Annotated in this window: 16 protein-coding genes; 15 read left to right on the forward strand and 1 reads right to left on the reverse strand. The window is 59.0% G+C overall.

The genetic code is table 11. The features are described from left to right. Positions 1-266: 266 nt before the first annotated feature. Both rhtA and B3I26_RS26835 read left to right on the forward strand, forming a co-directional pair. A complete protein-coding gene (rhtA, locus tag B3I26_RS26830) occupies positions 267-1,151 on the forward strand; it encodes a threonine/homoserine exporter RhtA (protein ID WP_296262366.1) in 885 nt (294 codons plus the stop codon). A 180-nt stretch (positions 1,152-1,331) separates the two neighbouring features. Then, complete coding sequence (locus B3I26_RS26835; RefSeq protein ID WP_296262367.1) at positions 1,332-1,622, forward strand: hypothetical protein; 291 nt, start codon at positions 1,332-1,334, stop codon at positions 1,620-1,622. 258 nt (positions 1,623-1,880) lie between these two features. On the opposite strand, the gene B3I26_RS26840 is transcribed toward B3I26_RS26835, so the two are convergent. After that, positions 1,881-3,689, reverse strand: coding sequence for an aminopeptidase P family protein (locus B3I26_RS26840; protein WP_296262368.1), 1,809 nt, complete (start codon positions 3,687-3,689; stop codon positions 1,881-1,883). A 904-nt stretch (positions 3,690-4,593) separates the two neighbouring features. Between B3I26_RS26840 and B3I26_RS26845 the strand changes: the two genes are divergently transcribed. The 13 genes from B3I26_RS26845 (at position 4,594) to B3I26_RS26905 (ending at position 20,206) form a co-directional block, all read left to right on the forward strand. Beyond that, positions 4,594-5,379, forward strand: a complete 786-nt coding sequence (locus B3I26_RS26845; RefSeq protein WP_296262369.1) for a hypothetical protein — start codon at positions 4,594-4,596, stop codon at positions 5,377-5,379. Between the two features lie 83 nt (positions 5,380-5,462). Further along, a complete protein-coding gene (locus tag B3I26_RS26850; protein WP_296262370.1) occupies positions 5,463-6,584 on the forward strand; it encodes a DegT/DnrJ/EryC1/StrS family aminotransferase in 1,122 nt (373 codons plus the stop codon). Positions 6,585-6,632: 48 nt separating this feature from the next. Then, positions 6,633-8,147 carry a lipopolysaccharide biosynthesis protein gene (locus B3I26_RS26855; protein ID WP_296262371.1) on the forward strand — a complete coding sequence of 505 codons (1,515 nt, stop codon included), beginning with the start codon at positions 6,633-6,635 and terminating at the stop codon, positions 8,145-8,147. Between the two features lie 44 nt (positions 8,148-8,191). After that, positions 8,192-9,121, forward strand: a complete 930-nt coding sequence (locus B3I26_RS26860) for a glycosyltransferase family 2 protein (protein WP_296262372.1) — start codon at positions 8,192-8,194, stop codon at positions 9,119-9,121. After that, positions 9,111-9,563 (forward strand): low molecular weight protein-tyrosine-phosphatase, encoded by a 453-nt coding sequence (locus B3I26_RS26865; protein WP_296262373.1) that lies wholly within the window; start codon positions 9,111-9,113, stop codon positions 9,561-9,563. The genes B3I26_RS26860 and B3I26_RS26865 overlap by 11 nt, the downstream gene beginning before the upstream one ends. Next, positions 9,564-11,777 carry a polysaccharide biosynthesis tyrosine autokinase gene (locus B3I26_RS26870; protein WP_296262374.1) on the forward strand — a complete coding sequence of 738 codons (2,214 nt, stop codon included), beginning with the start codon at positions 9,564-9,566 and terminating at the stop codon, positions 11,775-11,777. It abuts the gene before it with no gap. A 36-nt stretch (positions 11,778-11,813) separates the two neighbouring features. Beyond that, a complete protein-coding gene (locus tag B3I26_RS26875; protein ID WP_296262376.1) occupies positions 11,814-12,614 on the forward strand; it encodes a WbqC family protein in 801 nt (266 codons plus the stop codon). Positions 12,615-12,620: 6 nt separating this feature from the next. Then, on the forward strand, positions 12,621-13,145 hold the full coding sequence (gene rfaH, locus B3I26_RS26880) for a transcription/translation regulatory transformer protein RfaH (RefSeq protein WP_296262377.1): 525 nt from the start codon (positions 12,621-12,623) through the stop codon (positions 13,143-13,145). A 183-nt stretch (positions 13,146-13,328) separates the two neighbouring features. Then, entirely contained in the window at positions 13,329-14,330 is a 1,002-nt protein-coding gene (locus B3I26_RS26885) for a glycosyltransferase (protein WP_296262378.1), read from the forward strand. Next, positions 14,327-15,580 (forward strand): glycosyltransferase family 4 protein, encoded by a 1,254-nt coding sequence (locus tag B3I26_RS26890; protein WP_296262379.1) that lies wholly within the window; start codon positions 14,327-14,329, stop codon positions 15,578-15,580. The genes B3I26_RS26885 and B3I26_RS26890 overlap by 4 nt, the downstream gene beginning before the upstream one ends. An 89-nt stretch (positions 15,581-15,669) precedes the next feature. Continuing rightward, positions 15,670-16,989: a hypothetical protein gene (locus B3I26_RS26895; RefSeq protein WP_296262381.1), complete on the forward strand. Its 1,320-nt coding sequence runs from the start codon at positions 15,670-15,672 to the stop codon at positions 16,987-16,989. 1,045 nt (positions 16,990-18,034) lie between these two features. After that, on the forward strand, positions 18,035-19,156 hold the full coding sequence (locus B3I26_RS26900; protein WP_296262383.1) for a glycosyltransferase family 4 protein: 1,122 nt from the start codon (positions 18,035-18,037) through the stop codon (positions 19,154-19,156). Positions 19,157-19,165: 9 nt separating this feature from the next. Then, positions 19,166-20,206 (forward strand): acyltransferase family protein, encoded by a 1,041-nt coding sequence (locus tag B3I26_RS26905; RefSeq protein ID WP_296262384.1) that lies wholly within the window; start codon positions 19,166-19,168, stop codon positions 20,204-20,206. Positions 20,207-20,274: the final 68 nt, after the last annotated feature.

A 20,274-nucleotide genomic window follows, 5' to 3' on the forward strand; every position in this document is an offset into this window, starting at 1 on the left:
CTGTCGATTCAGGCATCTGAATCGAAGCACTTCCTCGCTGCTTACTTCGTCCAACTCTTTGATTATCAAGGAGTTTTCCGTTTCGTCTGCGCCGGAAGTGGGGCGAATTATAGACACATCCAGAGGGGCGTCAAGCACTTATAGTGAAAATCTTCAAAATCGTCTTAAACCTGGAACAATGAGCATTATATTGCGCGGGTGCTATAGGTTCAGCACGACAGCCTTCACCTTCAATGCCTCTACGGCCTCGGGATATGAATCACTCAATGAATGCAAAAAAAAGCAGTCTGGCCTCCGCGTTTCTTCCCGTCGGCCTGCTGCTCATCGCCATGACATCTGTACAGACCGGCGCATCGCTGGCCAAGTCGCTATTCCCCATCATTGGCGCGCAAGGTGCTACCACCTTGCGCCTGGTTTTCGCGAGCTTGCTGATGTTCGTGATCCTGCGGCCCTGGCGGACAAGACTCACCAGGCACTCGCTGAGAGCAGTGCTTATGTATGGCATTGCTCTGGGCGGGATGAACATCCTCTTCTATATGGCTATACGCACCATCCCGCTGGGGATTGGCGTCGCATTGGAGTTCACCGGTCCGCTGGCCATTGCGCTACTGCATTCGCGCAAGATTACAGACTTCATCTGGATCGTAGTGGCAGTGACGGGTCTCGCCCTGCTGATCCCCATGGGTCAAGGCGGCACTCTGGACCTGGTCGGCTCACTGTACGCACTGGGCGCAGGTGCATGTTGGGCGGCCTATATCCTATACGGCCAGAAAGCCGGGGCTGACCACGGGGTACAGACCGCCGCGCTTGGCGTGATGATCGCGGCTATTTTCATTGCACCTATCGGCATAGCCCACGCAGGAAGCGCCCTTCTCACTCCAGCATTAATTCCAGTGGCGCTCGGTGTCGCGATTCTCTCGACCGCATTGCCCTTCACCCTCGAAATGATCGCCATGACCCGCTTACCGGCACGCACCTTCGGCACACTGATGAGCATGGAGCCTGCCATGGGCGCGCTGTCCGGGTTTGCCTTCCTTCATGAGTACCTTTCGCTGTCCCAATGGCTGGCAATCTGCGCGATCATCGTAGCCACGGTCGGCGCCACCTTGACCAGCCGATCGCAGGCCGCCGTTCAGGCGCACGACAACTGAGCGGAATTTATCGACGGTTACACGATGTCACTAGCATTTGTAACGCTGTTGCGCCATGTTTACCTCCGTCCCCTCTCCAGTGCGGTGCTTCATCTGGACGGGCATGATTGTTGGCTTCAGGTAAGCGAGCGAATTCAGGCTGGAGACTGAGCGGTGATCCGCGCTCAGGTAAGGAAATGAATGAAGTACATTTTAATAATGCTGGCGGCCCTGAGCATCGCCGGCTGCGCGGCCACTTCCAAGCCGGTGATGAGTAAGCGTGGGTTGCACATCAATTGCTCCGGCCTTTCCTCATCCTGGGATCAGTGCTATCAGATGGCGACCGATTCATGCGAGTCCAAGCAGTACCGAGTCATCGCCAAATCCGGTGACGCTGCTGAAGCTCCGAGCGAGTTCCCGTTGGGGCTCAATCCTGCCGGCTACACCAGTCGAAGCATGATCATCGTCTGCAAGAAGCCAACCAAGCCTTAACGCTCGCCGGTCAACGGACGCACACAGACCCTTGCGGGTCTTGCCGCCTGCTCCCATGTGCAGGCGCCTACACCGTGTTACATGCCTGCCCCCCTGCTTCTGCTGCCCCTCTATTAGATAGCTCTGCTGGAGTGCGCCGCATCCGCCATTGTTGCCCAGCATGGGCCACGCAGCCTTTAACCGTCTCAGCGACTAGCGACCTTTTTAAGGCAGATGAAGACACCGCCGCTTACATAGGCGGCGGTGTCTTTGGTGCTGTCAGACAGGAGCGGTGCGCAGTTCCAACCAGGCCAGCGCAGCGCCTTCAAGCAAAGGGCTCAGACGAAGTTTGACTTGCGCATGGTAGTGGTTCAGCCACTCGCGCTCCTCCGTGGTCAACACGCTGATCTCCAGGCAGCGAGTGTCTATTGGGCACAGGGTTAGGGTTTCGAACTTGAGGAATTCGCCAAAATCGCTCTTGCCCGCTTCTTGGTTGATGACCAGGTTTTCGATCCGCACGCCCCACTTCCCCGGGCGGTAGGTGCCAGGCTCGATGGAGGTGATCATCCCTGGCTGCATCGCGGTTTGCGGTGTGGCCGGCGCCTGATAGGCAATGACTTGCGGCCCCTCATGCACGTTGAGGAAGTACCCCACGCCGTGACCGGTGCCATGACCGTAGTTAACACCCTCGGCCCATATCGGCGCACGAGCGATTGCGTCCAGCAAGGGTGAAAGGATGCCTCGCGGGAAGTGAGCGCGGGACAGTGCAATGACCCCCTTGAGCACTCGCGTACAGTCACGCTTTTGCTCAGTCGATGGAACGCCGACCGGCACCATCCGGGTGATGTCGGTGGTGCCGCCCAGGTACTGGCCGCCGGAATCGATCAGCAGCAGGCCGTCACCTTCAATCTGGGCATGCTCGGCTTCGGTGGCACGGTAGTGCGGCATGGCACCGTTGCCGTTGAACCCGGCGATGGTGGCAAAGCTTGGGGAGATGTAGCCGGGGCGACGTGCCCGTGCGGCACTGAGTTTCTCATCGATGGTCAATTCGCTGACGGGCTCTTTGCCCAGCGCCGAATCCAGCCAGGCAAAGAATTCGCAAAGTGCCGCGCCATCCTGTTCCATAGCGTGACGAATGTGTTGGGCGTCTGCTTCGCTTTTCTGCGATTTGAATAAAGTAGTGGGATTAAGGCCTTCGACCAGCGTCACTTCACTGTCCAGATAATCGAGCAAACCGCAGGTCACACGCGCCGGATCGACCAGCAAGCGGGCATCACGGGGGACTTCTCGCAGCGCAGCGCCAATGCTGGTGTATTCACGCAGTGTGATGCCTTCGCTCTCAAGGGTTCTGCGTAAAGCAGGGTCAACTTTCTCCGGCGCGACGAAGAGGCTGACGCTGTCGGGGCCGATCAGAGCGAAGGAAATAAATACCGGGTTGTAGGAGACGTCTTCGCCGCGCAGGTTGAATAGCCAAGCGATATCATCAAGCGTTGCGAGGAAATGCCAGTCGGCCCCGCGCTCGCCAAGCACAGCACGCAGGCGAGTGAGCTTCTCAGGACGGGTTTGAGTGGAGTGGGGCGCGAGGTGCTCATAAATGGCTTGGGTGGGCAGTACTGGACGGTCACTCCATAGCTCGGTCAGGGGATCGAGATCGGTACGCAGTCGCGCTCCCCTTGCGTACAGATTACCGGCCAAGATCCGCGAAGACGCGACCGCAAGTACCGCGCCATCCACCGCTACCACCGAGTCGGCCTCGGCTTGGTCAGCCAGCCACTCCAATGGACCTGGCTGGCCCGGCTGCAGCTTGACCAACTCGATACCGCTGCCTGCCAGTTCCTTGGTTGCCTGTTCCCAATAGCGACTGTCCGCCCACAAGCCAGCGAAGTCGGCGGTGATGATCAACGTACCTACCGAGCCATGGAAACCCGACAACCATTGCCGCCCCTGCCAATACCCCGGCAGGTATTCAGACAAATGAGGGTCTGCCGAAGGCACCAGCCAGGCGCTGATTCCTTCACGACTCATCAAGGCGCGTGCCTGCGCCAGACGTTGCGCCACCACTGCGCTGGTTTTCGACTGCGTATTCATTGACTCTCCTGCTGACCCGAAAGGTTTGCGTCGCACCCCAGAGATAATGGAGGACGTCACGGCCCGGATCAACCGCAGGACGGCGATGCAGAATGACACGCTGGAAGGGTTGAGCAGCAGTACACTCGCAGTACGGCAGCGGCGACCTTGCACGTGCACTAAAGTTCAAGATGGGCCGAATCATCTAACGAATAACTGAATAAGTAAGCAGCCGGTCGAAAAGTTGTTCAGAACTTTAACACTCAATTAATTACCCGTTTTGTTGAGTGGCATTCGTATTAAAGCATGTATCAACACTGTTCAAATAATTCACGCCATAAAACCGCTACCCTCAAGTCCTGCCTGAATTCTGACGTTAGAAAAATGCCTCTACGCGCCTTGAACGCGGGTCGCGAGCTTAGGCACCCAGTCTTCGCAAGGCGTCAGTACACCGTGCTCATGATCTGATGTTTTTTTGACATCCATACAAATCAATAGGTTAGATGATACCAGTAGACCATTATCAAAAATTTAACAGAATGTTGACGAAATAATTTGACAGAAACTCTCTATCCGTCGATATATATGCCTGTCCAATGTTTTACCTTTTTTGCGGCATAGCCAAAACGCTATGCATCGCGAGCAATTGGACTTCATCACCCTGTACCCGCCAACGAAAGTTAGTCACCCACGGTGTGTTATTCGCGCCGGTGGGCATTTGTTGGCCTGAAGAATGTTTTTCAAAAATACTGAAAGTGCTCGGTAGGGCGGTAGCTTTGCCCAACGACTGAGTAAGACTTTTTTGAAAAACATGCAGGAATAACACAGCGAAGAACGGCAGGATCTGCAGATTCGGGCGGTAGCGTGCCCGACGCCTTGTCGCTACCTGCCGTGTCCCCTACCCATCTATAGAGGGTGAGATGCGATGCCTTTATCTTTCGACATGGATGAGCAGTTAGCCAAGCGCCTGGCTAACGAAATCGATACCAACGGCTTTGCGAAACTGAGCGGGGCAGTTACTGAAGTGGATCTTCGGCAACTGCGCGCCTGGACGGACGAGCAAGCGGCCAGGCATCAGGGTGAATACTTCGCTTACCACGGTGAGGCCGCCTTGGGCGAAAGCCTGCTGGCCAGCTACTGGACCGATCCTCAGTTCAAGTCACTGCTCGCAGGCCTCTACCGACACGCCGCACAGCGCGATGCGCGCAGCGACCGGATCTTCCCCGTACTGCGTTGCGTACAAGGCAATCAGGGCAAACGTGAATCCAACGCGTTTCACTACGATGCCAGCCTGGTCACCGCGCTTGTCCCTGTGTTCATTCCCACGGAAGGCGAAGAGCGCGGCGATCTGATGCTGTTTCCCAATATTCGCCGGGTGCGCTCCTGGGTCTTGTTCAACGTGATCGAGAAGGCCTTGCTGCAAAACAAAGTGACCCGCGGCTGGATTCTCAAGGGCATGCAGCGCAAGTGGCTCAATCCTTACGTGCTGCGCCTGGAGCCAGGCAACGTTTATTTCTTCTGGGGCTATCGCACGCTGCATGCCAATCAGCCCTGCGGTGCCGACGTCAAGCGCGCCACCGCGCTGTTCCATTTCGGTGACCCGCATACCGGGAGCCTGGCCACTCGACTGATCCTCAGGATCAACCAAGGCCGAGCCCGCCGGATGAGTAACAAGGCCGGCAACCCGCCGCCCGCCTCCACCCCAAGCTGAACCGGTTCGCCCCCCGCCCGGCGCCTGCACAGCATGACTGCCTGAAAAGCCCTAAAGATTTCGCGTCAGAAATGGAGAATTCGATGATCAATGTAACCAAGACCTACCTGGGCGATATCGACAAGTTCAAGACTTACGTCGAAGGCATCTATGCGCGTGGCTGGCTGACCAATCACGGGCCGCTGGTGTGCCAACTGGAGCAGCGCCTGAAGGACTACCTGGGCGTCAAACACGTCATCCTGACCAACAATGGCACCCTTGCCTTGCAGGTGGCGTATCGCGCACTGGGCTTGAGCGGTAGCGCGGTCACCACCCCTTTCAGCTTCGTGGCTACCAGCAGCTCGCTGCAATGGGAAGGCATCCGCCCGATCTTCGCCGACATCGATGCGCAGACCTGGAACATCTCCCCGGAACACATCGAAAGCCGCATCGTTTCCGACACCACCGCCATCGTCGGCACCCATGTGTTCGGCAACCCGTGCGCGGTCGAGCGCATCGAAGAGATTGCTCGTCGGCGCAATCTGAAAGTGGTGTACGACGGTGCCCATGCTTTCGCGGTACGCCATGCTGGCAAATCGGTGCTGAACTGGGGCGATATCAGCACCCTGAGTTTCCACGCCACCAAGCTTTTCCACACCATCGAAGGTGGTGCCATCATCACCAATGATGATGAATTGGCACGTCGCGTTCATCTGTTGTGCAACTTTGGCATCGTCGACGTCGACAAGATCGACGGCATTGGCATCAACGCCAAGCTCAACGAGTTTTCTGCCGCGATGGGCCTGTGCATTCTCGACGACATCGAGAACATTCTTCAGGAGCGCGCAGAAATTGCCCACCGCTACACCACGCGCCTGGGGGAATACGTCGATCTGCAAAAGCCCGAGGAGGACAGTCAGCTCAACCATAGCTATTACCCCATCGCCGTGAGCGACGAGCAGCAGCTGTTGCGCCTGCGCAGCGCCTTGAACACTAACGGCATTAACCCGCGCCGGTATTTCTATCCATCGCTGGACACCCTCGAGTACCTGCAGCCGCAGGCGGCGCAAACCGCTTCGCGCTCCCTTAGCGAACGCGTGCTGTGCCTGCCGATCTACCCAGGCCTCAAGCCCGAGGATCAGGAACGGGTGATCGCCACCGTGCTTTCCGAATGCAGTCTGGGCCGCACACCACACCAAGTGCCGAATATGGCGAGCGCCATCTGACAGCTGACAGCGACGACACGCACACGCTCCGGCAACAAGGGATACACCATGCAAACCAAACGCTCAGTCATACGCAACACTGCGTTGAGCTATGCAGGACAGGCCTACACCCTGCTGGTGGGGATCCTGATCATGCCGTTCTACCTTGGCCACATGGGCGCCGAGGCGTATGGGCTTATCGGCTTCTTCTCGGTCCTGCAGGCCTGGCTGCAGCTGTTGGACGCGGGTCTGTCGCCAAGCCTGGTGCGTGCGGTGGCGCATCAGCAAGGCGCTGAGGTTCAGGATCATCGCTCGGGTCGCCTGCTGCGCTCGTTCGAACTGATCTTCGTGCCATTGGCCGGGCTGTGCTGCCTGGCCATGATGATCGGCAGCGACTGGATCGCCGTGCACTGGCTCAATGCCAAGGAGTTGTCGACCCAGACGCTGGTCGAGTGCATCAGCCTGATGGGCATCGTGATCGCGTTGCGACTGTATTCGACGCTGTATAAAAGCGGGATTCAGGGCCTTGAACAGCACGCGTGGCTGAATATCGCCAACGTCGTCATCGCCACCCTGCGCTACTTCGGCGGATTGTTCCTGGTCAGCACCCTCTCCAGCGATCCGGTGCTGTTCTTCGAGTTTCAGGTGTTGGTCGGCGTGATCGAAACCCTGATCTTCGCCGCCCGCGCCTACCGGCAAATGCCGACGCCGTCGTGGCTGACGGGCTTTGACTGGCAGCTGGTCAAACCGATCATTCCGTTTGCGGCCAGCATGTCCGGCACTGCGGTGTTGTGGATCGTGCTGACGCAGATCGACAAGGTGCTGCTCTCCGAAATGCTGCCGCTCAACGAATACGGTTATTTCTCGCTGGTGGCGCTGATCACTACCGGGATCATGATGTTGAGCAACCCGTTGGCGCAGACGTTGCTGCCGCGCCTGACCGTGCTGATGGCCGAAGGACGTCGCCAGGACATGCACCAGCTATTCCTGGCGGCGAACCGTTTTGTCTGCACCTTTCTGTTTCCGCTGGCAGCTTTGATTGCCCTGCACGCCCACGAGATGGTGTACGCGTGGTCGGGCGATGAACCTGCTGCGCAATGGAGTCGCTCGATCCTGCCGTGGTACTCGCTGGGCAGCGCAATCATGGCGGTCAGCGCGTTCCAGTTCTATCTGCAATATGCCTATGGGCAGATGCGCCTGCATGTCTGGTACAGCGTCGTTTCAGCACTGATCACGGTGCCTGTGATGTTTCTGGCGATTCATAACTACGGGGCCCTTGGCGCCGCAGTCGCCTGGTTCGTCCTGCGCGTGGTGTCGTTCGCTATCTGGCCGACCATCGTGCATCAACGATTGGCGCCGGGGATTCACGGTGTCTGGCTGCGCGACATCATCCGCATCAGCGTGATGACCGGCGTGGGACTGGCAATCAGTGAGCCGCTGTTGCGCATGATCGCCGACGGCAATCGTTTCAATACGTTTTTGGGCTTGGCGGTCAGCGGTTTCATCACCCTGATGATCGTAGCCGCCAGCTACAAGCCACTGGTAACCAGGATTTCCATCCTGTTCAGTAAACCCAGCGTTTGATGCTGCGGTTTTTAAACCGCACCTTTGAATCAGAGAGCACAGCCATGGATGCTATTAGCAAAAAGACGAGCACCTCGCCGTCCGCCGCACCCCTGGTCAGCATTGTCTGCCCAGCCTACAACCAGGAAGCCTACGTCGTTCAGACGCTGGAAGGTTTTCTGATGCAGCAAACGACGTTCGATTTCGAAATCTTGGTCAACGACGACGCCTCCACCGACGGCACCGCCCGTATCATCGCCGAGTATGTCGAGCGCTATCCAACGCTGATCCGGGCCTTCTATCACGAGACAAACCAGTACTCGCAAGGCAATCCCTCGGTGCCGCGCCTGTTTGGCGAGGCCCGTGGACGCTACATCGCCTACTGCGAGGCCGACGACTATTGGACCGATCCGCGCAAATTGCAGATCCAAGTGGACTTTCTTGAAAGCCATCCCGATTACGTGCTGACCTACCACGATGCCATTCCCTTCGACATCCACGGCCAATACCCGGTGCAACTGCAAGGCAAGCTGCGCGGCGATGCCACGGCGCTGGAATTGCAGAAGGCACGGCCGATCTCGACGCTGACCACGGTGTTTCGCAACGTTTTCGATTCACTGCCCAAGGAACTGGTTGGCGCGCCGCTCAATGATCTGGTGTGGTGGTCGCTGCTGGGAGCTCACGGCAAAGGCAAGTTCATGGCCCAGATCAAACCCGCCGCGTATCGCCTGCATCCGGGCGGGGTGTTCTCCATGCGCTCGAACAAACGCAAGCTGCACATGGCACTGCAGACTTCGGGCGCGCTGGCTAACTACTACAACCGCCTGGGCAACGATGAGCTGTACGAGCATTTCCTGATGGAACTGGTCGGTTACTCGCTCTCGGCCATCACCCCTGAACGCAAGGTGCAGACCTTGCTGCAGGTGGGGCGCAACTTCAGCCTGAACATCGGCAAGCGGCTGATGACACCCTTGCGCAAAGGTCATGTTCAATAACGTTCTGGTGGTCTGCGTCGGCAACATCTGTCGCAGCCCCATGGCCGAAGCCATGTTCCGACAACGCGTGCACGACACCGGCATCGCGATCTCGTCGGCTGGCACCCACGCCATGCTCAGTTCAACCATGGACCCACTGGCCCGGGCCGTGTTGCACGTCAACGGCGTCGAAGCACACAAGCATCGCAGCCGGCAGATCGATCGGCAGATGCTCCATGACGCGGACTTGATCCTGCTGATGGAGCACCGTCAGGCGCAAAGCGTACTCAAGCTGGCCCCCGAGGTACGCGGCAAGACGTTTCTGATTGGCAAATGGCAACAAGCACTAGAAATTGCCGACCCCTACCGGCGCCCGAAACTAGCCTTTGAACAGACCTACGAGCAGCTTTCGCGTTGCGTCGACGACTGGCTTCCTTATCTTCAGTCAGGAGATCCGAGATAAATGACCGCTATGAACCGTACTTCCCTGGACGAGGTCCAGGACTCCCGGATCGATTTGGCGACTATCTTGCGCACACTTTTCGATCACAAAGGAATGATTGCATCGATTGTCGGTGTCTGCGTCCTGATTGGACTCACCTACGCCATCCTTGCCACGCCGATCTTCCAGGCCAACGCGATGATCCAGATCGAGCCGAAAAAAATCGGCATCGAAGGGCGCACCGAGATCAACGCCAAGCCGCTGTCGGTGTCCCAGGCGACTACCGAAATCGAGCTGATCAAATCCCGCGCGGTGCTGGGCAAGGTCGTCGAAGACCTCAAGCTCAATATCATTCAGAAGCCTAAATACGTGCCCGGCATCGGCGGCTATATGGCCCGTCGCTTCAAGCCCGAGCACGAGGGCGAGTTGGCGTCGCCGTTGTTCGGCCTGGACAGCTACGCCTGGGGCGGCGAGAAAATCGATATCTTTCAGCTGGAAGTGCCTGATGCGTTGCTGGGCGACAAACTGACGATGGTCGTCGACACGCCTGAAACCTTCAGCCTGTATGACGAAGACCACAACAAGCTGCTCAGTGGCCCGGTCGGTCAGACAGTCGAAGGCAGCGGCGTGAAGATTCAGGTGGCCGCGCTCAATGGCCGTCCTGGCACCGAATTCACGGTCACCCGTCAACGCACCCTGACGTCGGCGCTGGATTATCAGGATCGCCTGAAAATCATCGAAGCCGGCAAGGATTCGGGCATCGTCTACCTGTCGATTCAGGACGCTGATCCCATCCTGGCCAAGCGCATCCTTAACGAAGTCAGCCGTCTGTATGTGCGTCAGAACGTCGAGCGCAGCTCGGCCGAAGCCGCCCAGCGCCTGGAATTCCTGCGCTCGCAATTGCCTGCGGTGCGCAAGCAGCTGGAACAGTCGGAAATCGCCCTGAACAATTTCCAGATGGGCGCAAAATCGGTTGACCTGAGCGTCGAGACCAAATCGGTGCTGGATCAAGTGGTCAAGCTGGAAGGCACGTTGTCCGACCTGAAGATGAAACGGGTCGACGTTGAACGCCTGTACACGCCTGAGCACCCGACCTATCGCGGCCTGATGACGCAGATTGGCCAGGTCGAAGCGCAGAAAGCCGCCCTGTTGAAGAGGATCGAAACCCTGCCGGCCACGCAACAGGAACTGCTGCGTCTGAATCGCGACATGCAGGTCACTTCCCAGACCTACACGCTGCTGCTGGACAAGAGTCAGGAGCAGGACATTCTTCGTGCCGGCAGCATTGGCAACGTGCGCATCATCGACAACGCCGACGCCAACGTCGAAGAGCCGGTCAAGCCGATGAGAAAGATCATCGTGCTGGTCGCAGCCCTGGCCGGCCTGCTGCTTGCCGTGGCGACCGTGTTCGTGCGCCAGGCGTTCTATCGCGGGGTGGATAACCCCGAGGTGATCGAAAACCTGGGAATGCCAGTGTATGCCTCGCTGCCGTTTTCCCGTCAGCAGGAACGCATGGACAAGGCTCAGAACCGTACCGGCAACAAGGAGCCGCGTCTGCTCAGCGTCAGCGCGCCAACCGAGCTGGCCATCGAGTCGTTGCGCAGCCTGCGCACCAGCCTGCACTTCGCCATGCTTGAGGCGCGCAACAACGTGCTGATGATTTCAAGCCCTACACCGGGCGTGGGCAAGTCGTTCGTTTCCAGCAACCTGGCAGTGATCATTGCCCAGACCGGCAAGCGCGTGCTGTTGATCGACGCTGACATGCGCAAAGGCTACCTGCACAAGGTGTTCAACCTGACGCCCAAGCACGGCTTGTCCGACACCCTGGCGGCGCGGCTGAAAAGCAGTGAGGTGATCAACCACACCGAAGTGCGCAATCTGGACTTCATTTCCTGTGGATTCGCGGCACCCAACCCGTCCGAACTGTTGATGCATGACAACTTCAACAAAATGATCAGCGACCTGGCACCGCTTTACGATCTGGTGATCATCGACACCCCGCCGATCCTCGCGGTGACCGACGCCACCCTGGTGGGCCGTCAATCGGGCACTTGCCTGCTGGTCACCCGCTTCGGCCTGTCGACCGCCAAGGAAATCGAAGCGTGCAAGCGCCGCCTGATGCACAACGGCATCGTGATCAAGGGCGCGATCTTCAACGGCGTGCTGCGCAAGGCCTCGACCGCCGATTACGACTGCGCAGCCTATGGCTACGACTACAGCACCGTTCGCAAATAAGCCGACACCCAAGCGTCGCAGTACGAGGAGACGTTCATGGCCAGGACCATTGCAGTGATGCAACCCTATCTCTTTCCTTACCTGGGTTACTTCCAGCTCATTGCCGCTGCAGACGTCTTCGTCCTGGGAGACGATCTGCACTATGTCCGGTCGGGCTGGGTCAATCGCAACCGCATCCTGCATGACGGTGAGGCCCGGTTGATCAGCTTCCCGCTAAAGAAAGACCGCTTCGTGTTGCGGATCAACCAGCGGCAACTGTGTGATCACTTCAGCGAGGAGGCCGAGCGGCTGATTCGCTTGATCACCGAGACTTACGAGCGGGCGCCCTACTTCGCGCAGGTGATGCCGCTGCTCGAGCGCCTGATCCGGTTTCCGCAGCAGAACATCGCGCTGTATGCCGAACATGCACTGCGCGAAATGTGTGCTTATCTGCACATCGTCACGCCGATCATGCGCAGTTCGGACCTGATCCTGGGCAACCCGGCGGACAAGCAGGAGCGAATCATCCGCATCGCCCATGTGTTCGACGCCACGACGTTCATCACACCCGAAGGTGGATCCGTGGTGTATGACCGTGACCACTTCGCGCGCAATCGCTTGCTGGTCCGGTTTTTCAGGATGGGGGCGGTGGAGTACCGACAGTTTGGTCAACCTTTCGTCGCCAACTTGTCAATTATCGATGTACTGATGTTCAACTGCGTCGAGCAGGTTCAGCAGATGCTGAATTGCTACCAACTGGACAAGAATCCACCCGCCGCCAAAACCGTGTTGCTGGCCAGGCCCACGCCGCACCTGGAGCTTGTTTCTACCCCGTCGAACCGGATTGCAGTGGAGTGAAAAACCATGTCTGAAGCTGATAGCCCTTCCAGCAACTCAGCACGCTGGTACCTGATTCAGACCAAGCCCCGCCAGGAAGGCCGGGCACAGGAGCATTTGCACCGGCAGCATTTCGAATGCTATCGGCCGGTCAAGCAGGGCGAGAAAAAACGTGGCGCTCGCGGCGCGGCCGAAGAGGAGCTTTTCCCCGGTTACCTGTTCATTCGCATGGACCAGACCAGCGACAACTGGTACCCGATCCGCTCAACCCGTGGCGTGGCGCGCATCGTCACCTTTGGCGGGATGCCGGTGCCGGTCAAGGATGAGCTGATCGAACAGATCCGCGAACGCCTGCTGGCGCCGTCGCTGAAAGTGCCGTTTCAGCCAGGCGATGCGGTGCGCATCACGGCGGAGGGCTTCAACGAGGTCGAAGCGATCTTCCTGGCAGCCGATGGGGATGAACGCGCGGTGATCCTGCTCAACCTGCTGCAGCGTGAACAGAAAGTGACCTTGCCGGTCAGCAGTTTGACGCGGCTGCAAGCCCAGGTCTGATCCGAGCCGCGGTCGTCCGGTCCTCGTCGAAATCATGCGCATCCTTTGAACGTGCGCCTTGCCGGCGTATCTCGTAGACGCCGCCGGCAAGGCGTATCGCTGCAAGCGTGCACCTCACATTTATAGATTCCTGCGGGGCTGAAGCTTTCAGCCTTTTGAACCCCCTTTGCCCGGAAACTCACCATGACCTCGAAAACGACGCTGGTGACGCTCACCTACGGTGACCGTTTCAACTATTTGCACACGCTGGTCAGCCGTTCGCTGGAAAGCCCGCTGATCGATCGCGTGATCATTGTCAGCAATGCTTCAACCTCGCCACTGGACACCCTGCGCCGTACCTGGCCGGATCAGGTCAGCGTGATCTACATGCACGAAAACACCGGTTCCGCCCGTGGCTACTCGGTCGGGATTCAGGCCGCCCTGGATGCGGGCGCCGAGCATATCTGGCTGATGGACGATGACAATGCTCCGACCATCAACGCCATCGCCACGCTGCATCAGGTGCTTGAGGAGCGCAAGCTGATCGACGGCGAAGACAAAGCCGCCGTGCTGGGCTTTCGCCCGACGCATCAGGCTGACATCGCCGCCGGGGTGCCGAAGCGTTTTGCGATTCAGCGACGTTCGAGCTTCTTCGGCTTTCACATCGCGCAACTGCCGTACAAGATCTGGCGTCGGCTGCCTTGGGGTGCGCCACAGGCGGGCCACAGCAAGCTGCAGATGGTGCAACTGCCGTTCGCGACCTACGGCGGGCTGCTCGCCCATCGCGACCTGTATCGCAAGATCGGCCTGCCGCTGGACGCGCTGATGCTCTATGCCGACGACAGCGAATACACTTGGCGCATTACCGCAGGTGGCGGTCGGATCTTCCTGGTGCCGGATGCAGTACTCGATGACCTGGAAAGCTCCTGGAACATCAAGGCTCGCACCAACAACATCTACGAAAGCTTTCTGTTGGGCGGCTCGGATTTGCGTGCCTATTACGGGGCGCGCAACCAGGCCTGGTTCGACAAAAACGTCTGGGCCAATTCTTCATTGCTCTACAGCCTCAACCGTTGGGTGTTCTTCCGCCTGCTGAGGCTGATCGCCAAGCGCAGCGGCACGCAAGAGCGCCTTAGCCTTATCGAAAAAGCCATCCGTGACGGAGAGTCCGGTGTGCTGGGCCTGAACCAGTCATATCCTCTATGAAAATACTGTTCATCAGCAGCCTGTATTCACCGCACATCGGTGGCGGCGCGGAGATCGTCCTGCAGCGCACGGCCGAGGGCCTGCAAGCGCGCGGGTGCCAGGTCAGCGTGCTGGTAACTGGCCCCGATGCAGGGCTTGCGAGCGAGACAGTCAACGGTGTCAAGGTTTACCGCGCCGGCCTGCATAATTTCTACTGGCACTTCGGGGCACAGCGCCCGGGACGCCTGGCACGTTTGGGCTGGCACCTGCGCGATCACTACAACGGCGCCATGCGCCGCTACGTCAAACAGGTGATCGGCACCGAGCAGCCGCAATTGGTGGTCTGTCACAACCTGTCGGGCTGGTCGGTGTCGGTGTGGGACGAGATCACTTGCGCGCGACTGCCCATCGTTCAAGTGCTGCACGACATGTACCTGATGTGCCCCAGCAGCAACATGTTCAAGCGCGGCCAGTGCTGTCAGCAGCAATGCAGCAGCTGCCAGTTGTTTCGCAAGGGCCACGACGCACGCTCGGCGCAGGTGTCTGCGGTGGTGGGCGTCAGTCAGTTCATCCTCGACAAGCTGCAGCAATACGGCTACTTCAAAGCGGCCAAAGGCTACGTGGTACACAACGCCAGCCCGTACGCGTCGCTGCGCGATCCGCTGAGCTTGCAACCGCAGACCGATGCAGCGAGCAAACCCGCGCGGTTGCGCTTCGGGTATATGGGCACGTTGTCCGAGCAGAAAGGTGTACGCTGGCTTATCGAGCAATTCCAGCGCCTGCCGTTCGACGCCACCTTGCAGATTGCCGGGCGTGGACAAGCCTGTGACGAGTCAGCCTTCAAGGCTCTGGCCACTTCGCCGAATATAAGCTTCGTCGGCTACCAGAAGCCTGAACTGTTCTACGACCAGATCGATGTAGCCGTGGTGCCATCGCTGTGGAACGAGCCATTTGGCATGGTCGCGGTCGAAGCCTGCGCGCATTCGGTGCCGGTGATTGCCAGCCGCATGGGCGGCCTGCCGGAAATCATTCAGGATCCGCTTAACGGCTTGCTGTGCAGCCCGAGCGACCCTGACTCGCTGGGCCAGGCCATGCTCAGGTTGCATCAGCAACCCCAATTGCTGGCCCGCCTGCGCCATCAGGCGCGAGTCAGTGTCGCATCGCTGCTGGACCTGGAGTTGATGCTGGACAGATACGAAAGCATCTTCGCCCAAACCTTGCTGGACAACATCGTGCATCGCAAGCCTGCCGTTGTGCCGCATCCCGTTTGAACAACCGCAGCCAAGCGATCCCATTAGCCGACGGCCCGAGACCTACCTGAGCAAGCGCTCCGGACCGCGCCTCTTCATTGAGACACACCATGCCCATCATGCGCCTGACGAGGTTACGACGGCCCCTGGCGCTGCTGCTGGGGCTGCTGGTCACCTGCGCGGCCAGTGCCGACGACTCATTCATCATCGGGGTCGACACCCACCTGATGAACAGAAACACTTCACCGGCCAAAGCTTTGAAGCTGCTTCAGGCAGCAGGCGTGGATTCGGTGCGCGATGACGCCTACTGGTCCAGCGCCGAGCCCCGACGAGGGTTGATGAAGATAGAACCGTCCTGGCAGACGTATCTGAGCCAGACCCAGGAGCATCGGCTGCGGCCACTGCTGGTGCTGGGCTACGGCAACCCGTTCTACGATAACTACGCCAAACCGCGTAAACCTCTCGTGCGCGACGCCTATGGCAATTACGTCAGCTTCGTGACCCGGCAGTTGAGTGACAACGTGGACTTCTACGAGATCTGGAACGAGTGGGACCGGGAAAACCCCGTCGATCCTGCATTCGCCAAGGACTACGGTGTACTGGTGGAAGAAGCGGCCAGGCGCATTCGCGCCAATCAGCGGCCGATGCTGGTTCTGGCCGGGGCGGTGACCAGCCAGGGCATGGACCTGGGGTTTGCCGACCGACTGGTGGAGTCCGGCATCCTTGACCGAGTGGACGGGTTGTCGTTGCACCCTTACGTGCATTGCCGCTCGGACGAGCGCAATACCCCGGAAAACTGGATCGCCTGGCTGCGCAGGCTCAGCGAAGACCTCAAGGAAAAGACCCGGGACAAGACTGCCGTCCCGCTGTACCTGACCGAGATGGGATGGCCCAGTAACGAGGGGCATTGCGGCGCCGACGAAAAAACTCAGGCCGCGTTCCTGGCGCGCAGTTTCTTCCTTGCGCAGACGATGCCGAACATCAAGGGCATGTGGTGGAACGGGCTGCTTAACGATGGGCCCGACATCACTGACCCGGAGCAGAATTTCGGTTTGCTCACTCAGGATTTGGCGGTCAAGCAGTCGTATCTGACGCTGAAGGCCATCAGCCCGACGCTGCATGAGTTTCGCTACGATGCAGAGAAGAGCCGGGAGATCGATTCGCAGTATCTGCTGCGTTTTGCCCGCGGTTCGGAGCAGATCATGGTGGCGTGGACAGCGGGTTACCCGCGAACGATCAAGGTCGGCGCCAGTAGCAAGTTGCAGGGCAATGTGCAGTACATCGATACCCGGGAGCCACATAAGGGGCTGGTTGACAGCGGCATTCCCTGGAGCTGCAACGAGGGACGTTGTTCGGCGCAGGTGCCGATAGATGAATTTCCGAAGATTATTACACTGGGGACTCGGCCTGCATTGTTTGCGATGCCTTGAGTGTGGGATGTCGGTGGTGGCGCTGAGGTCGGTTGTTTACTTCTGTCCGGAGGGCGTAGAAGCGCAGCTTGCTCGCAATCTGCCGGGAGCCGCAGCAAATGCTGAGCATGCGGTTTGTCTGATACAACCGAGGTAGCGGGTTTTACTGCCGCTTCGCGCCAGATCGCGAGCAAGCTGCGCTCCTACGCCCTCTGGGCAGAATCAAAAGCAGTGCGGCGCTCCTACGTCCTCTGGGCAGAATAAAAGCAGTGCGGTGACTTGCAGTACCTGTGCAAGCGCTCGCGTGGCTTTGCACCTCAATACGCAGGCTCTGTAGGAGCGCAGCTTGCTCGCGATCTGCCGGGAGCCGGCAGCAAATGCTGAGCATGCGGTTTGTCTGATACAGCCGAGGCAGCGGGTTTTACTGCCGCTTCGCGCCAGATCGCGAGCAAGCTGCGCTCCTACGCCCTCTGGGCAGAATCAAAAGCAGTGCAGCGATCTGCTTGTCTGTGCAAGCGCTCGCTTTTGCCTTGCGCGTCAATACGCAGGCTCTGTAGGAGCGCAGCTTGCTCGCGATCTGCCGGGAACCGGCAGCAAATGCTGAGCATGCGGTCTGTCTGATACAGCCGAGGCAGCGGGTTTTACTGCCGCTTCGCGCCAGATCGCGAGCAAGCTGCGCTCCTACGCCCTCTGGGCAGAATCAAAAGCAGTGCGGCGATCCTACGCCCCTGGGCAGAATCAAAAGCAGTGCGGCGATCCTACGCCCTTGGGCAGAATCAAAAGCAGTGCGGTGATCCTACGCCCTCTGGGCAGAATCAAAGCGGTGCGGTGAATCGCAGTACCTGTGCAAGCGCTCGCTTTTGCCTTGCGCGTCAATACGCAGGCTCAGCAGGTGCACAGACCGATTTCAGCACCACCGATGATTATGGATACACCCGCAGCGCTACACCGATCCACGTCTTGACCCCAGAACACCCCTTTCATGTCCGCATCAAGAGCGCCCCACTCATCCAGGACGCTGCCGGATCTACGCACGACCCATTCCATTTTCAACAGGTCGACCACAATGATTGTGATCAATGCACGTTTTCTGACCCAAGAATTGCGCGGCGTACAACGCTTTGCAGAACAGACCTGTCTGGCGCTCAAAGAACTGCGTGACGATCTGGTATTCGTCGCCCCCCACGACATCAAGATGCACGACACCGCCCGCGCGCTGAACGTGCAATGCATCGGCAGCCGCACCGGCCATTTGTGGGAGCAACTGGATCTGCCGCTCTACCTGCGTCGCCAGGGCAACCCGCTGCTGATTTCGTTATGCAGCACCGCCCCCCTGTTTTACGGCAATCAGATCGCGACCCACCACGACGTCACCTACGTGCGCCACCCGGAAAGCTATACCCGAGCATTTCGCCTGCTGTACCGCACCATGACACCGATCATGCTCTCGCGAATCAAGGCGCTGCTCACGGTCAGCAACTTTTCCAAAGGCGAGATTTCGCAATTCTACGACTACCCGGAAAAGAAGATTTTCGTTGTGCCCAACGCGGTCAGTGGCGCCTTTCAGCCCGGCCCGCCGCTCACGAATCAAGCGCACTACCTGCTGGCGGTGTCCTCCCCCAGCGCGCACAAGAATTTTAGCCGGATGATCCAGGCATTCCTGATGCTGCGCGGCCACGACGACCTGCAACTGCATATCGTCGGCGGAGCCAGCGACGTGTTCGCCGACGACAACCTGCAACGCCTGGCCAGCCGCGACCCACGCATCCGTTTTCTGGGCCGCCTGAGCGACGAGCAATTGATTGAACAATATCAGGGCGCTACCGCATTCATCTTTCCTTCGCTGTATGAAGGCTTCGGCATTCCGCCGCTCGAAGCGCAAGCCTGCGGTTGTCCGGTGTTGGCGGCCAATGCGGCGTCCATTCCGGAAGTGCTGCAGGCCAGTGCGTTGTACTTCGACCCGATAGACGTCACGCACATGACCGCGGCCATGGAACGCATTCTCACGGACCTGCCGCTGCGTCAGTCCCTGCGCCGGCGTGGCCTGAACAACGTGGCGCGGTTTTCCTGGGACGAATCGGCGCGTCGGGTTTCACAGCGCATCGACACCCTGCTCAACCACCCCAAGGACCGCCGAACCAGCACCGGCAACGACGCGCTGCGCCGTGAATCCTCCAGCAAGCTTTGAGGCATGCCCATGAAACGTTTGGCCTATCTCGACGCATTGCGTGGCATCGCCGCGCTGATGGTGGTGTTCACTCACCTGTTTGGGCCGGTCATCGGTCATGTCTGGGTGTTCGACTACCTGATCGATCCAGGCAAGCTTGGGGTGCTGTGGTTTTTCATGATCAGCGGCGTGGTGATTCCCTACAGCCTCAAGCCCGGCCCGGACGGTGCGCAGCGTTTTCTGATCTCGCGGTTCATGCGCCTGTATCCGGCCTATTGGGTGTCGCTGCTGATTTTCGTGATCATGCTCAAACTGACCGGCGCTGCACTGCCCTCAGTCGCGCAGATCGTCGCCAACATCACCATGGTGCAGGCAGCACTGGGATTCGACGATGTGATCGGCCTGTACTGGACGCTGTTCATCGAACTGGTGTTCTACGGGCTGTGCCTGGCGCTGTTCATCAGCGGCAAACTGTATAACCAGACGACGCGCGCGCGCTGCTCGCTGGCGTTTTTGCTGATGGCACTGGCCATGGCCGTGGTGCGCGCGGTCAGCGAGCGCAAGCTGCCGGTGGCGCTGCCGCTGGCGCTGGCGCTGATGTTCTTCGGTTCGATCTGGCGCCAATGGCTGCTGGCCGAGCACAGCAAGGAATTGACGCGCAACCTGAAGATGCTGTTGATCGCCTTCGTCGTGATCCTGCCACCGACGCTGATCATGGCGTACAGCCAGGATATGGGCACCGGGGAAACCTGGGGGCGCTACTGCTTCACTTACGCGCTGGCCATCAGCAGCTTCCTGTTGCTGACCCGCAGCGTGCGCCTGAGTCATCCGGCGCTGGTCTGGCTCGGCGCGGTCAGCTATTCGCTGTACCTGCTACACCCTTCGATGTTGATGCTTGCCGAGTTTGTCCTGGGGGGCACCGGCGCGTCGCCGCTGATCATCGCGACGCTTGCCACTTTGCTGACCCTGGGCGCCGCTCATTTGTGCTTTCGCTACATCGAGTCGCCTTTCATTCAGCTTGGAAAACGCCTCAACAATCGCAAGGCCAAGACGCAAACCATCAGCGTCTAACGTCATGCCTGCGTCATAACAACCGCTCAGGACGCCCGTGCGAACATCGCTTCGCGCGACGGGTGCCT

It is taken from the genome of Pseudomonas sp. UBA5706 (assembly GCF_002419965.1).
GTDB lineage: Bacteria > Pseudomonadota > Gammaproteobacteria > Pseudomonadales > Pseudomonadaceae > Aquipseudomonas.